This is a genomic window from Brevundimonas sp. AAP58, from assembly GCF_001295975.1.
Classification (GTDB): Bacteria; Pseudomonadota; Alphaproteobacteria; order Caulobacterales; family Caulobacteraceae; genus Brevundimonas.
Map to the genome: position 1 here is coordinate 1 of NZ_LJHU01000075.1, position 13,224 is coordinate 13,224.

Annotated in this window: 14 protein-coding genes and 1 pseudogene; 9 read left to right on the forward strand and 6 right to left on the reverse strand. The window is 66.4% G+C overall.

Translation table 11 applies throughout. The annotated features are described in order from the left end of the window. The 6 genes and pseudogenes from IP78_RS10365 to IP78_RS10390 all read right to left on the reverse strand — a co-directional run. Nucleotides 1-345: pseudogene (locus IP78_RS10365) on the reverse strand (MBOAT family protein); the annotation flags it as partial. Beyond that, nucleotides 346-1,143: a GDSL-type esterase/lipase family protein gene (locus IP78_RS10370; RefSeq protein ID WP_054111608.1), complete on the reverse strand. Its 798-nt coding sequence runs from the start codon at nt 1,141-1,143 to the stop codon at nt 346-348. Continuing rightward, nucleotides 1,140-2,024 (reverse strand): DUF459 domain-containing protein, encoded by an 885-nt coding sequence (locus tag IP78_RS10375; RefSeq protein ID WP_054111674.1) that lies wholly within the window; start codon nt 2,022-2,024, stop codon nt 1,140-1,142. The genes IP78_RS10370 and IP78_RS10375 overlap by 4 nt, the downstream gene beginning before the upstream one ends. Nucleotides 2,025-2,113: 89 nt before the next feature. Further along, nucleotides 2,114-2,965 (reverse strand): peptidase, encoded by an 852-nt coding sequence (locus IP78_RS15515; protein ID WP_231680984.1) that lies wholly within the window; start codon nt 2,963-2,965, stop codon nt 2,114-2,116. A gap of 134 nt (nt 2,966-3,099) precedes the next feature. Continuing rightward, nucleotides 3,100-3,513, reverse strand: coding sequence for a DUF2177 family protein (locus tag IP78_RS10385; RefSeq protein ID WP_054111610.1), 414 nt, complete (start codon nt 3,511-3,513; stop codon nt 3,100-3,102). Between the two features lie 11 nt (nt 3,514-3,524). Beyond that, the gene (locus IP78_RS10390; protein ID WP_054111611.1) at nt 3,525-4,559 is read right to left on the reverse strand and encodes a cyclopropane-fatty-acyl-phospholipid synthase family protein; all 1,035 of its coding nucleotides are present in this window, start codon (nt 4,557-4,559) and stop codon (nt 3,525-3,527) included. A 175-nt stretch (nt 4,560-4,734) separates the two neighbouring features. On the opposite strand from IP78_RS10390, the gene IP78_RS10395 reads away from it, so the two are divergent. From IP78_RS10395 to IP78_RS15295, 9 genes are all read left to right on the forward strand, one after another. Continuing rightward, nucleotides 4,735-6,099 carry an NAD(P)/FAD-dependent oxidoreductase gene (locus IP78_RS10395; protein ID WP_054111612.1) on the forward strand — a complete coding sequence of 455 codons (1,365 nt, stop codon included), beginning with the start codon at nt 4,735-4,737 and terminating at the stop codon, nt 6,097-6,099. Between the two features lie 152 nt (nt 6,100-6,251). Then, the gene (locus tag IP78_RS10400) at nt 6,252-7,001 is read left to right on the forward strand and encodes a DUF1365 domain-containing protein (RefSeq protein WP_054111613.1); all 750 of its coding nucleotides are present in this window, start codon (nt 6,252-6,254) and stop codon (nt 6,999-7,001) included. A gap of 191 nt (nt 7,002-7,192) precedes the next feature. Beyond that, complete coding sequence (locus tag IP78_RS10405; RefSeq protein ID WP_054111614.1) at nt 7,193-7,897, forward strand: CoA transferase subunit A; 705 nt, start codon at nt 7,193-7,195, stop codon at nt 7,895-7,897. Further along, complete coding sequence (locus IP78_RS10410; RefSeq protein ID WP_054111615.1) at nt 7,897-8,139, forward strand: hypothetical protein; 243 nt, start codon at nt 7,897-7,899, stop codon at nt 8,137-8,139. Before IP78_RS10405 ends, IP78_RS10410 begins: the two co-directional genes overlap by 1 nt. Continuing rightward, nucleotides 8,139-8,798: a 3-oxoacid CoA-transferase subunit B gene (locus IP78_RS10415; protein ID WP_054111616.1), complete on the forward strand. Its 660-nt coding sequence runs from the start codon at nt 8,139-8,141 to the stop codon at nt 8,796-8,798. The genes IP78_RS10410 and IP78_RS10415 overlap by 1 nt, the downstream gene beginning before the upstream one ends. Before the next feature lie 48 nt (nt 8,799-8,846). Further along, entirely contained in the window at nt 8,847-9,956 is a 1,110-nt protein-coding gene (locus IP78_RS10420; protein ID WP_156320368.1) for a hypothetical protein, read from the forward strand. A gap of 112 nt (nt 9,957-10,068) precedes the next feature. Further along, the gene (gene mnmA, locus IP78_RS10425) at nt 10,069-11,226 is read left to right on the forward strand and encodes a tRNA 2-thiouridine(34) synthase MnmA (protein ID WP_197272437.1); all 1,158 of its coding nucleotides are present in this window, start codon (nt 10,069-10,071) and stop codon (nt 11,224-11,226) included. Continuing rightward, on the forward strand, nt 11,219-11,782 hold the full coding sequence (locus IP78_RS10430) for a hemerythrin domain-containing protein (protein WP_054111619.1): 564 nt from the start codon (nt 11,219-11,221) through the stop codon (nt 11,780-11,782). Before mnmA ends, IP78_RS10430 begins: the two co-directional genes overlap by 8 nt. Before the next feature lie 817 nt (nt 11,783-12,599). After that, nucleotides 12,600-12,944 carry a hypothetical protein gene (locus IP78_RS15295; protein WP_156320369.1) on the forward strand — a complete coding sequence of 115 codons (345 nt, stop codon included), beginning with the start codon at nt 12,600-12,602 and terminating at the stop codon, nt 12,942-12,944. The last annotated feature ends 280 nt before the right edge of the window (nt 12,945-13,224 follow it).

The window sequence follows — 13,224 nt, forward strand, 5'->3', positions numbered from 1 at the left end:
GTCGCGTTCCCAGCCGAAGCGGGCCAGCAGTTCACCCGCCTGTTCGACGAAGAAGCCATAGTATTTGAAGAAGCCGAGGATCAGCAGATTGGCGGCGACGCCGAGACCCACGAGCAACTTTCGTCGGCCCGCTTCATCCGAGCGCGCGATGAGGACCGCGATGCCCCAATTCAGCACGGCGGAGGCGATCAAGAGCGCGACGAAGCGCCAGTCCCATTGGGCGTAGAAGACCCAGCTGGCCAGCAACAGGAACAGTTTCCTGCGTCCGTTCTCCCGGTCCAGCGACCAGGCCGTGAAGTAGACGAACAGGAAGAAGACGCCGAAGGCGAGCGTCGGGAACAGCACCTAGCGGCCTCCCCGCCGGTCATGGGCCGCCATCAGGTCATCGAAAAGCAGGGACCCGATCCAGTCCCCGCCCGCGCTGGTGAAATGGACGTGGTCCCGACGCATCAGGGGCTCAGGTCCGAGCGTGAGCGTGTGCGCCGAACAGTTTCCTCCCATGCGGCCCTTCCAGTCCCAGAACGCGACGCCCATCTCAGCGGCGACCCGGTGCTGCACATCTCGCACCACGGCAAGCGTTGCGGGCTCGCGCCAGCGGCTGTGGGGATCGTCCGGGCAGGTGCCGCCACCCTCGCCGCGCATCGCCTCGGGAGCTCCGAGCAAAAGGATCGAGGCCTCGGGTGCCTCCCGACGCACTCGCCCGATCTGCTCCCTTAGCAGACGCTCGAAAGCGGCCGGGTCCAGCAGATCGTCGAAGCCGTCATTGGTTCCGTAGGCAAGGATCACCAGTTGCGGCACCGCGCCATCGAACAGCGGGCGTCGGATCTCCAGCCCGCGCAGCGTCTCTCCGACGGTCCCGAAGGCGTCCAGCTGGATGTCCCGTCCCGGAAAGCGCGACTGCAATCGCGACAAGAGCGCGGCGGTGATGTCTCCGCCCGCCGTGTGGCTGTCTCCCAACTGAAGAATGTGGACGACGCGAGAACCGCGAAGAGCCTCAAAGAAACTCGACAGGGCCTGCGCCTGGCACAAGCCGCCCGGGCAGGTGGCGCTGACCGGATCGGGCAAGGGGGTCCAGGGGCGTTCCTGGGCCGAGACCGCTCCGCCCCCTGCCAGAACGGTCATCAGCACCAGCGGCCGAATCATCCCCCGGTCGGCTCCGACGGCGGTGCCAGCCCCGCGTCGTGGCGGATACGCTCCGCCACGGGCTCCGCGATACGCATATAGCCGGCCATGGTCATGTGGATTCCGTCGTTGGCGCGCATCAGGCGACGGCGCCCCGTACCGGTCTCGGCCAGATAGGCGTTATACTCGCCAGCCTCGTCGCGGGTCAGGGTCTCGGTCTCGATGAAGGGGACGCCCAGTGCCGCCATGCGGGCGGAGACGACCGCGTTGATCAGGTTCATCCTGGCGTCGAACCCGGCCCGCTTCATTTCCGGCAGGCCGATCCAGTAGACGGCGATCCCTTGCCCCCGGAGCAGCGCCACCAGGTCGTCGACGCGCCGGGCATAGGCGGCCTTCCAGCCGTCGCTGCCGAAGTCGTGGATGACGCCATTGATCTCGATCGCCTGGGCGTCATTGGTGCCGAACAGGATGACGGCGGCGTCGACAGGGTCATCGGCGATCTGGCGCGCAGTCTTGGCGTGGATGTCGACGTAGTCGTAACGGGACAGGCCCGTCGATACCTCGCTGAACTTCGTGACCGTCACACCGGGCTGGTCGCGCAGGTCGCGATACAGCGCCGTCCAGACGCCGTCGGCCATGGAGTCGCCGAAGACCCCGATCCGTAGACGCCCCTGAGCGGCCTTGTCCCGCAGCGGGCTGGTGGCCCGGATCATCGGGGCTGTCGCGGTGCTGGCAAGCGCCGGCGCTTCGGCGGCGACCCGCGAAGGGGCCGAGGCGTTGGCAGCGGCTCCGAACATCAGTGTTGGTCGCGCCAACCAGGAGCGCCCGTCAGGCGTCAGGGCCAGGCCGATCCCGACGCCGACCACCAGGGCGGCGGTGACAGCATTCACTCCTGCGCGCACGCGAGGCCCCCAACGCAAACGACCCGGCCAGCATAGCCGGGTCGCAAGGCCTCCCGCCATGGCGCACGCGCCACGCACGAGCAAAAAGGTTAATCCTCGCCAAGCTCGCTGATGTAGAGTTCCGCCTCGGCGGTGTCCTCACCGAAGGTTCCGACCCAGATGTCGTAGGTTCCGCTCTGAGGATTGTCAAAGCGGATCAACGGGTTCAACGCCGCGTCCGCGCCGTCGTCGTCACAGTACCAACGGCCGTCCGGGCCGTTGATGACCAGGGTGGTGTCCGCCTGGCTGTTGACCCCGAAGGTCAGGTCGTAGCTGGTCGGGCGATAGGTCAGCTCATAGTCGGGTGCCCCGGCGATCCGGCCGACGCAGCCGGACCCAAGCTGCGTGGCGTCCAGGTTACCGCCCGCGATCAGTCTGACGCGATGGGGATCGGGCGTGAAGCCGCCTCTCAGCGTGATCGATCCATAGGTCGCCGGCAGCGAGGTGTCGGGATATCCGTTGTCTGGTCCTGGTCCTTCGTCCAACTCGCTGATGTGAAGTTCGGCTGGTGCCGTGCCGCCGCCAAACGTACCCACCCAGATGTCGTAAACGCCCGACGGCGGGCTGCCCCAGCGCAGCTCGGCATTCTGATTGCCCCCCGAGTCGTCGTCGCAGTACCAGTTGCCGTCCGGCCCGTTGATCAGCAGCGTAGTATCCTCATCCGCGTCCGTGCGGATTATCAGAGGGTAGCTGCCCGCCCGGTAGGTCAACTGAGCGCTTGGCGCAAATGCGACCATGCCGACGCATCCATTGCCGACGTCGGCGGCGTTCACATCTCCGCCTGCTGTCACGTAGATGATGTACGGATCGTCCGGGAAGCCAGCGTAAAGGCGATACTCGCCGTAGGTCGCGCGTGCGGAAGGGTCCACCTGTTGCAGTGTTTTGTTCTGCGCCGTGGCCAAGGCTGGTGCCGCAGTGATGATCAGGGCCGAAAGGGCCGCCGACGTCGTTCTCAACATGAAAACTCCCCCAGGAAATCGTTCTGGGGAGATGAGATAGCATTGGCTGGCCAATGACAATCGGCGGTCGGAAATCGTCAGGCCGGACGACCCGAAGCGAACGCCGCCGCGAAATAGCCGGCCGTCGCCGCGAGCAGCGTCAGAGTCGTGCCCCAGGCGATATCGATGATCGTCAGCCGCACCGACCACGTCGCCAGCGTCGCCTGGTTGGTCAGGTCGTAGGTCGCATAGGCGACGAACCCCAGAACAGCGCCGTTCAGCGCCGCCCGCGTCCAGGCCCCCTCCTTCAGTGCGGGCGCGATGGCCAGGAACACGATCCCGCCGATGTAGATCACATAGAAGGCCACCGCTGCGACCATGTCGGGCTTGGCCGCCAGGATCGGGCCTATCACGGGCTTGTACAGCCGATCCGTCATGTTCGTCAGCCAGACGAAGTCGATGGCGGCGAAGGCCACGGCCGTGCCCACATAAGCGGCGATCCATTTCAGCATGTTTGGGTCCTTCAGGCAGGCTTGAGGCGATAGTGGCTGACAGCCCAGGTGCGGCCACCATCGTTTCCGAACAGACCCGCTGTCGCCAGGTAGAAGCGACGCCAGCGTCGGGTCCACAGCTTCGCGTTCGCCGGGCCATAGGTCTCGCTCATCAACTCGAAGACCCTATCCTTGTTCAGATCCATGTTCGCCAGCCAGTCCTCGGCTGTCCGCGCATAGTTGACACCGTTCCACGTCCATTCCTGCTCGACCTGAAACAGATCGGGGAACTGACGGATCAGGTCGTGGCTGGGCATGACGCCGCCGGTGAAGAAGTGCTGGGCGATGAAGTCCCCGCTGTCGGTATGATCGAACCGGTAGGGCGCGTTCCGATGCGTGAACACATGGATGAACATCCGTCCGTCCGACTTCAGCCAGCCTCGCGCCCGGGTCAGGAGCGCGCGCCAGTTCGCCATGTGCTCGAACATCTCCACCGAGACGATGCGGTCGTAGGCGCCGGGCGACGGCGGCTCGAACACGTTCATGTCCTGGGTGATGACCGTCAGGTTGGTCAGGCCGCGCGCCCTGGCCTCGGCCTCGATGTGGCCGCGCTGGCCGTGACTGTTGGACACTGCCGTGATCCGGCTGTTTGGATAGTGCTCGGCCATCCACAGCGATAGCGAGCCCCAGCCGCAGCCCATCTCCAGCACTGTCTGGCCGTCCTTCAGCTCGGCGTGGGCGCAAGTCTCGGCCAGCGCCGCCTCTTCCGCCTCGTCCAGCGTCTCGGCGCCGGTCGGGTAAAGACAGCAGGAGTATTTCAGCCGCTTGCCGAGGCACAGGCGGAAGAACTCCGGCGGCAGCTCGTAATGCTGGTCATTCGCCGCCTCGGTGTGCTCGGCGATGGCCCGCGCGGCCATCTCGCGGGCGAAGGCGCCGGCGTCGTGCGGGCCCTCGCGGTCCAGCTTCTTTCTGGCCTCGGTCACCAAGCTCCGGATGGCGGGGCGAGTGACGAAATCCGGGAAAGGGGCGTCCTGGAGCTGGCGAATGGCGACGTTGGCGAGATTCATGCGACGATCCTGACATTGCAGCGCGCCTGTGCGAAGCCTAACCGTTGACGCACGCAACGGCCGCGCTCGGGGGCGACCCGGCAGTTACGCACGACCCTCCTGGCCGGATGAGGCTCATCCATTGCCAGAGACGGCCCGTAGTTCACCGGTCAGCCCTCGACGCCCTGGAGACCGCATGAGCCCGCACCTCGCCACCTCGAACCCGACGCCCGGCAAGCGCCAGAGGATCGCCGTGGTCGGCTCGGGCATATCGGGTCTTTCGGCAGCCTGGCTGCTGGGACAGCGTCACGACGTGACCCTGTTCGAGGCCAAAGACCGGATCGGCGGCCATTCCAACACAGTGGAGGCCCCCAGCCCCTCGGCCCCGGTCGCCGTCGACACCGGCTTCATCGTCTACAACGCCGACAACTATCCGAACCTGGTGGCGATGTTCGAGCACCTGTCGGTGCCGACCAAGCCGGCCCACATGTCCTTCGCCGTGTCGATAGATGACGGGGCGTTCGAATACTCCAGCCACGGCATCCCGGCCCTGTTCGCCCAGAAGCGGAACTGGGTCAGCCCCAAGTTCTGGCGCATGATCTCGGACCTGCTGCGCTTCCAGAAGCAGGCCCCGAAAGATCTGGCCGAGATGGAACGGTCGGGCGAGACGCTGGACGCCTATCTGAACCGCAACGGCTACGGCGACCTTTTCAAGGAGGCGCATCTGCTGCCCCAGGCGGCGGCGATCTGGTCGTGCTCCATGGGCCAGATGTCGGCCTATCCGGCGGCGTCGTTCGTGCGGTTCTACATGAACCACAACCTTCTGACCTATGACCTCAAGCCGACCTGGCGCACGGTCGACGGCGGGAGCCGAGAGTATGTCAGCCGCCTGCACACCGCCTTCGAGGGCCGCACGGTCTTGAATGCCGGCGTCGTCGGCGTGGCGCGCGACGGTGCCGGCGCGACGCTACGGTTCGACGACGGCCGGACCGAGCGGTTCGACGCTGTCCTGCTGGCCACGCACTCGGATCAGGCGCTGCGTCTGCTGGATCAGCCGACGGCCGACGAGCGACGCCTGCTGGGAGCCATCGCCTATCGACCCAACCGCGCCATCCTGCACCGAGACGTCTCGGCCATGCCCAAGCGCCGCAAGGCCTGGGCCGCGTGGACGCACAAGGGCTATTCAGACCGCTCGGGCGAGGGCGGTGTGACCTACTGGATGAACGAGCTCCAGTCCCTGCCCGGCCCGCCGCTGTTCGTCAGCCTGAACCCGGCCAAGGAGCCGGACCCGGCCCTGGTCATCGGCGAATGGGACTATGAGCACCCGGTCTTCGATCAGGCGGCCGTGGCCGCGCAAAGCGAGCTTTGGTCGCTCCAGGGTCAGGGCGGCGTGTGGTTCGCCGGTGCCTGGTTTGGCTCGGGCTTCCACGAGGATGGCTTGCAGGCCGGTCTGGCCGCGGCCGAGCAACTGGGCGGCGTGCGTCGGCCATGGACCGTGGCGAACGAGAGCGGGCGGATCGTGCTGGGCGGCGCGCCGACGCCCGTGGCCGAGGCGGCGTGACGTCGACACTCCAGCAGTCCTCTCCCGCTCGACGGGCGAGGGCGACCGCCCGGAGGGTGGTGGAGGGGGCAGACGCGCACACCTTGTCTGGAGCCGCCCCCTCCACCGCTTCGCGGTCCCCCTCCCCCGTTCGCTACGCTCCGGGGGAGGATTTGGACGCCCTCTACGTCGGCGAGGTGGTCCATCACCGGACGGCCAACTTCGAGCACCGCCTGCGCTATCGCCTCTACATGGTCCTGTTGGACATCGACGCGGACGAGGCGAGCCGCCCTCGCCTGCTCCGTTCCGGCTTGATGCGTTTTCGCGCTCGCGACCACGGCGATCGCTCCACAACTCCGCTCCGCGCCCAGATCGAGACCCATCTGTCGGCCGCCGGAATCGACCTGAGGGGCGGCCCGATCCGCCTGCTCACCATGCCGCGCATCCTCGGCTACGGCTTCAATCCGATCAGCGTTTACTTCTGCCATCGCTCGGATGGGACGCTCGCCGCCCTGGTTTATGAGGTCACCAATACCTTCCACGAGCGTCACAGCTACCTGGTCGCGGTTCCTGAATCACCGCCTCCGGGCCCGATCCGCCAGACCACCGAGAAGCGCTTCTTCGTCTCGCCCTACATGGACCAGGCCCTGACCTATGACTTCACCGTCCGGCCGCCCGGCGAGGCGGTGTCCGTGGTCGTCGCCGTGCGCCGGGGCGACACGCCGATCCTGACCGCCTCCTTCGCCGGTCACCGCCGGTCCCTGACCGACGGTCAGCTCTTGCGCGCCTTCATCACCCACCCGCTCCTGACGTGGAAGGTCACCGCCGGCATCCACTGGGAGGCGCTGAAGATGATGCTGAAGGGCGCGCGTTATCGGCATCGTGGCTCTCCGCCTACGCCCCCGATCACGATCGGGCACTAGCGTCTTGTCGGCCCGGGATCGGCTCCCCAGATGGCGGGACGGGGAGAGAGCGAACCGGATTTCAGACGTTTCAGACGTTTCAGACTCCGTTTCTCGAGTCTGAAATGCACGGTGGTTGCGGCGATCCGGCGATGGCCCTATCCACGGGGGAGCGGCACATATTCATCGTGCCGTGAAAAACGGGGAGAGCGATGCGCAAGATCTACGCTGACGCCAGGTCCGCGCTGGAGGGGCTGACGTTCGATGGCATGACCGTCATGTCCGGCGGCTTTGGCTTGTGCGGCATCCCCGAGAACCTGATCGCCGCCCTGCGCGACAGCGGGGTCAAAGGCCTGACCGTCATCTCCAACAACGCGGGCGTCGACGGCTTCGGCCTGGGCCAGCTTCTGGAGACGCGCCAGATCGCCAAGATGATCTCGTCCTACGTCGGCGAGAACAAGGAGTTCGAACGGCAATACCTGGCCGGTGAGCTCCAGCTGGAGTTCAACCCTCAGGGCACGCTCGCCGAACGCATCCGCGCGGGTGGGGCCGGCATCCCCGCCTTCTTCACCGCCACCGGCGTCGGCACCCTGGTCGCCGAGGGCAAGGAGGTGCGCGAGTTTGACGGCCGACAGTACGTCATGGAGACTGGCCTCGTCGCCGACCTGTCGATCGTCAAGGCCTGGAAGGCCGACGAGCGCGGCAACCTCGTCTTCCGCAAGACGGCTCGGAACTTCAACCCGATGATGGCCACGGCTGGCAAGGTGACCGTCGTCGAGGTCGAGGAGATCGTGCCTGTGGGTTCGCTCAATCCCGACCACATCCATACGCCGGGCGTTTATGTCGATCGCCTGATCCAGGGCACATTCGAGAAGCGCATCGAACAGCGCACCGTCCGCCAGAGGGAGGCCGCGTGATGTCCGCCCCCATCGACCGCGACGACCTGCTGAAGAAGATCAACTCCAAGCTCGGTTGGATCATCTTCTTTCTGGTCCTGATCACCCTTAACACCTGCTCGCTAGACGACACCGTGGGCGACGCACTCCGCGAAATCCGCAACAGCGATTCAGCTGATGCCGACGCGGCGGCGGCTGCAAACGCCGCAGACGCCGGACGCGCCGCTGAATCAGCCGCTGGCACCGCCGAGGAGTCCAACTGATGCCCCGCACCCGCGAACAGCTCGCCGAACGCGCCGCCAAGGAACTGCAGGACGGCTTCTATGTGAATCTCGGCATCGGCATCCCGACGCTGGTGGCCAACTACATCCCCGCCGGGATGGAGGTCACGCTGCAGTCCGAGAACGGCATGCTCGGCATGGGGCCCTTCCCCCATGACGACGAGGTCGATCCGGACCTGATCAACGCCGGAAAGCAGACGATCACCGAGATCCCGGAGAGCAGCTATTTCAGCTCTGCGGACAGCTTCGCCATGATCCGGGGCGGCCACATCAACCTGTCGATCCTGGGCGCGATGGAAGTGGCCGAGAACGGCGACATTGCCAACTGGATGATCCCGGGCAAGCTGGTGAAGGGCATGGGCGGGGCCATGGACCTGGTCGCCGGCGTCAAGCGCGTAGTCGTCGTCATGGAACACGCCAACAAGCACGGCCAGTCCAAGGTGCTGAAGGCCTGCACCCTGCCGCTGACCGGCACCGGCGTGGTCAGCCGCATCATCACCGACCTGTGCGTCTTCGACGTCAAGCCAGGCGATGCAGGGCTGGATCTGATCGAACTGGCCGAGGGCGTGACGCTGGACGAGGTCGCGGCTAAGACCGAGGCCACCTTCACGGTTTCCCAAAGCCTCAAGGCTGCGGCATAGTTAACTCCGACAGCGGCCCCGTCAGAGGGCCGGACGATGGAGGGTGACATGACCGACGGCTCGCCGCCGACCGCCTCGGATCGCATCGCCGCGATCCGCGCCGCCATGACCGACGACGCCGAGGCCGGCGCGACCTTCGCCGAGCCCGTCCGCGCCTCCGTCGAAGCGGCTCTTGAGCGCCTCAACGCCATTGGCGCATCCGGGCCCCATGCCGAAGCCGCCACCCTGCTGGCGCATCTGCGCGACCGCGTCTCCGGCCTCGACCCCGCCCGGCTGGAGCCCCGGCGAGGCCTGGGCGGTCTGTTCGACAGCCGGGGCAAGCGGCTGAAGGCCTTCCGCTCCGCCTACCTTTCGGCGGCTGATGCGTCAGCCTCGGGCGCGGCGGATCTGGCCGATCGCAGCGGTGCGATCGCGCGACGAGGCGACGATCTGGAGGCGCTATGGAGCCAACTTCGCACGGGCGTCACGGACCTCGATGACCACATCGGTGCGGGCCGCGCCTGGCTCGCCGACCGCGCCGCCCCGGCTCCCAACCCCGTCCCGCCGGAAGCCGCCGCCGCCTTCGAGGATGCGCCAGAGGCCGCCGCGGAAACGGCGCCGGGCGAGGAGGATCCCGGTCCTGTCGAGGCCCAAGCCGACGCCGAAGCGAGCGCCGAGGTCCTCGCCAGTGCGGCCGAGGATGACAGCGCGCCGGCTCTCCCGGACATCGAAACCGCTCCAGAGCCCTCGCCGGCACCGTCGGTGGACGAGACACAGACCGAGGCCGGATCGGTCGAGGAGCCGCCTGCCGCGATCACCACCCTGCCCCACCCTCTGGAAGCGCGGCTGGAAGCGCTTGCGGCCCTGCGATCCCGGACTGTCGCCGCACTGCCCCGCATTCGCGCGCTCCAGAACGCCGATCACGCCGTCCCCGCCGCCGTCGCCTCGGCCCGCGAGGGCCTCGAGGCCTGGAGCGCGGACTGGCGCGACGCGCTTGGCCTGTCCGGCCGCAAGCCGAAGAAGGTCCGCCCAGACACCGCCCGTCTGGTCGAGAGCCGCGATACACTGGTCGCCCGCCTGTCCGCCGCCGAGCGCGCCCTGGCGTCCGCCCAGGCTCGTCTAGCCGAGCTGACGCCCCGCTCGCCACCGCCTGCTGCCGAGGATCGCGCCGCCGCCTGAGGCCACGCGCCTCGAATTCGGTCGAAGGTGCCTCTATATGCGCGCCATGACCGTCGTTCTGGACGAACTGGCCGCGCCCGCGTGCCCCCTGCCCGACATCGCCGCCCCCGACATGGATGAGGCGGTCGAGGCCGCGCGCGCGGCCGTCGGCCTGCCGCTGGGCAGCCGCATCGTGGCGGCCATGTCCGGCGGGGTGGACTCCACCGTCGTGGCGGCCCTGCTGCACAAGGCGGGCTATGACGTCGTCGGCGTGACGCTGCAGCTCTATGACCACGGCGCGGCGCTGAAGAAGAAGGGGGCCTGCTGCGCGGGGCAGGACATCCACGACGCGCGTCTGGCCGCCGAGACCATCGGCATCCCCCACTACGTCCTGGATTACGAGAGCCGCTTCCGGGACTCGGTCATCGACCAGTTCGCCGACGACTATCTGGCAGGCCGCACGCCCGTGCCGTGCATCCGCTGCAACCAGACGGTCAAGTTCCGCGACCTGCTGGACGTGGCGCGCGACCTGGGGGCCGACGCCATGGCGACGGGCCACTACGTCGGCCGTGCCGTCGGCGCTGATGGTCGCACGCAGATGAGGAAGGCCATCGACCCGTCACGCGACCAGTCCTACTTCCTGTTCGCCACGACGCGCGACCAGCTGGACTATCTGCGGTTTCCCCTGGCCGGGCTGGAGAAGCCGGCCGTGCGGGGCGTGGCGGCGGAGCTGGGCCTGAGGATCGCCGCCAAGCCGGACAGCCAGGACATCTGCTTCGTGCCGTCGGGCGACTATCGCACCCTGATCGACCGGCTGCGTCCGCAGGGGCGTGAGGCCGGCGAGATCGTGCACATGGACGGCCGGGTGCTGGGCAGCCACGGCGGCATCACCGACTACACGATCGGTCAGAGGCGCGGGCTGAACGTGGCCGTCGGCGAGCCGCTGTTCGTGGTGAAGCTGGAGCCTGAGACGCGGCGCGTGGTCGTGGGTCCACGCGAGGCGCTGCTGACCGCGTCGCTGACACTGGACGAGACCAACTGGCTGGGTGACCAGGGGACCATCGAGGCAGCCGCTGATGCCGGCGCGCGGGTGCTGGCCCGGGTCCGCTCGACCCGCCCCCCCTCCCCCGCCCTGCTGGCGCTCGCCGACGGCGCGGTCTCGGTGGTTTTCGACGCGGGCGAGGAAGGCGTCGCCCCCGGCCAGGCCTGCGCCCTCTACGATCCCGCCGACCCCGACCGACTGCTGGGCGGCGGCTTCATCGCCTCGACCACGGCCGTCCTCATTGTCTGACGCGCTCGAGGTTCGTACTGGCCTGCCCGAGGCCCATCGCTGGCTGCTGGAGACCTATCCGCGCCTGCGCTGGCACGACGCGGAACTGGGCGAGGTCGCGCGGTTCTGGCTGCAGATGCACGCGGGCTTTCGCCACAAGCAGGCGGAGATGGAGCGCCACGTCACGGTGTGGCGAACCGGGGGCGACCTGGTCGCCCTGCATCGTGGACTGATCCCGACGCTTCAGGCCTATCTTCAGCATCTGGACGGGCATCACCGGGTCGAGACCGGCCACTATTTTCCGGTCATGCGCCGTGTGGAGCCCCGGATCACGACGGGGATTGACCTGCTGGACGCCGACCACGAGGCCATCCACGGCCATCTCGAGACGCTGTTCAAGGCGGGACTGGCGTTTCACCAGGCGCTGGCGGGCGGAGCCCTGGACGCCGCGGACCGGGCCGCGCGACTGGCCGAGGTGCTGGATCGCGTCACGCCCGCCGCCTGCCGCCACCTGGAGGACGAGGAGGACATCGTCATCCCCCTGATCCAGCGCCACGCGGACGCGTTCGCGCACTGAGGCGGACATCGGCCGATCACATCTGCGCGACCTGCTCGTGGACGCATTAACTCCAGATTGTCAGCCGACGGTCATTTCGCAGTACGGGACCAACCTGATCCGACAGCAAATTCTCATCTGCGATACCGTCCTGTCGCCGGTCGCGCAGGGTGAACGCCCGACGCACAGCTCCATTGACAGCCCCCCCCCCGTTTCGAGCGAGGGTTGCGTGCGGGCTTTTCCGCCAGGAGGATAGGATATGCCGAAGACCAAGCTTATCGCCGCATCCGTCGCGTCCCTGACCATTTTCGCGCTTACCCCGCTTCAGGCGTTTGCGGGTTCGCCGACCTGTCGTGCGTGCTTCTTGGGATGCCTCGAGTCCTACAGTGGCGACGAGTATCTGCTGTCACAGTGCACGGCCAACTGCTTGGACTCTGACGGTACTTTCTGCCAAGCCGATCTCTGATCTGAATGAAAATAGGGTTTGGCGCAGCTGCAGATGCAGCCAAACACATCTTTTCGGGCACATCAACCCGCGCCGTCGTCCACACATGTATCGCAGTTGGGTTAGACAATAATGCAGCTACGCCTAGATGCTCTTCTTGCAGTCTTTGGCCTGCTTTTGCCGATACAAGACACAGTTGGTCGATTTACGGCTAGAGAGCTCGTCGAAATAGCAGACCGATATTGCATTTCGCCCGACGGCGACCATTCGTGGACTCTCGATTTAGCGATACACAACGGATATCAGCCACTCACGCCAGACCTTTTCGAGAATTTGCGCCTGCCCGGCGCAAGGCAACTTCGAGGTGTCAGCAGAATCATTGACGGATCTGAGGTGCGCATTCTTACCGCCAAGAACCGCATTCGGTACGGCGGCGTCACAACATACTTCCATGTTTGCTGGGTCGCAGCCGATCCCGCATCCCGGCGCGACGTCGATAGTGAAGTCCGCCGCTTTCTGGACATCGAACGGTTCAGACAGGAAGGCGCGTTTGTCTATGCATGGCTACCCCAACCGGATGGCACAAGACGAACCGTACGTCGCAAGGCATTTGAGCTCCAGGGCTTCGCTTTGTCTCGTGACCAGGGCATGCGTCTGGTTTTAACCAATCAGTATCTCGACCAAGTGTCGATCACCTATATGCGCCCGGTGGAGAGCTGCGAAGACTGGTGCTATTGATCATCAGCATGTTCCGGATGGTCTATTTTTTGAAATGATAACTGGCGTCGAAACCTACATTTGATCATATCGTTATCAGGGTAGATCAAGAGTTTTTCTTGGAATAGTTCTGATATTGTCTACCTTGCTCGCCGGGTCTCAGGCCTCCTCTACCGCCGATGCAGAGGCGACAGAGCTGCTCGAACGATACTGCCTGGCGTGGGGCGGCGATCACCGGGTAACGTGGCAGCGACTCGAGGAAGATGGTTTCGAGCAGAGGGAGCGAGATCGACCCGAGGAG

What these genes read in the sequence shown, in the direction of transcription:
- IP78_RS10370 (WP_054111608.1), bottom strand. Translation starts at nt 1,143, where the DNA reads ATGATTCGGCCGCTGGTGCTGATGACCGTTCTGGCAGGGGGCGGAGCG.
- IP78_RS10385 (WP_054111610.1), bottom strand. Translation starts at nt 3,513, where the DNA reads ATGCTGAAATGGATCGCCGCTTATGTGGGCACGGCCGTGGCCTTCGCC.
- IP78_RS10420 (WP_156320368.1), top strand. Translation starts at nt 8,847, where the DNA reads ATGACCGACGGCTCGCCGCCGACCGCCTCGGATCGCATCGCCGCGATC.
- IP78_RS10395 (WP_054111612.1), top strand. Translation starts at nt 4,735, where the DNA reads ATGAGCCCGCACCTCGCCACCTCGAACCCGACGCCCGGCAAGCGCCAG.
- IP78_RS10410 (WP_054111615.1), top strand. Translation starts at nt 7,897, where the DNA reads ATGTCCGCCCCCATCGACCGCGACGACCTGCTGAAGAAGATCAACTCC.
- mnmA (WP_197272437.1), top strand. Translation starts at nt 10,069, where the DNA reads ATGGATGAGGCGGTCGAGGCCGCGCGCGCGGCCGTCGGCCTGCCGCTG.
- IP78_RS10405 (WP_054111614.1), top strand. Translation starts at nt 7,193, where the DNA reads ATGCGCAAGATCTACGCTGACGCCAGGTCCGCGCTGGAGGGGCTGACG.
- IP78_RS10415 (WP_054111616.1), top strand. Translation starts at nt 8,139, where the DNA reads ATGCCCCGCACCCGCGAACAGCTCGCCGAACGCGCCGCCAAGGAACTG.
- IP78_RS10390 (WP_054111611.1), bottom strand. Translation starts at nt 4,559, where the DNA reads ATGAATCTCGCCAACGTCGCCATTCGCCAGCTCCAGGACGCCCCTTTC.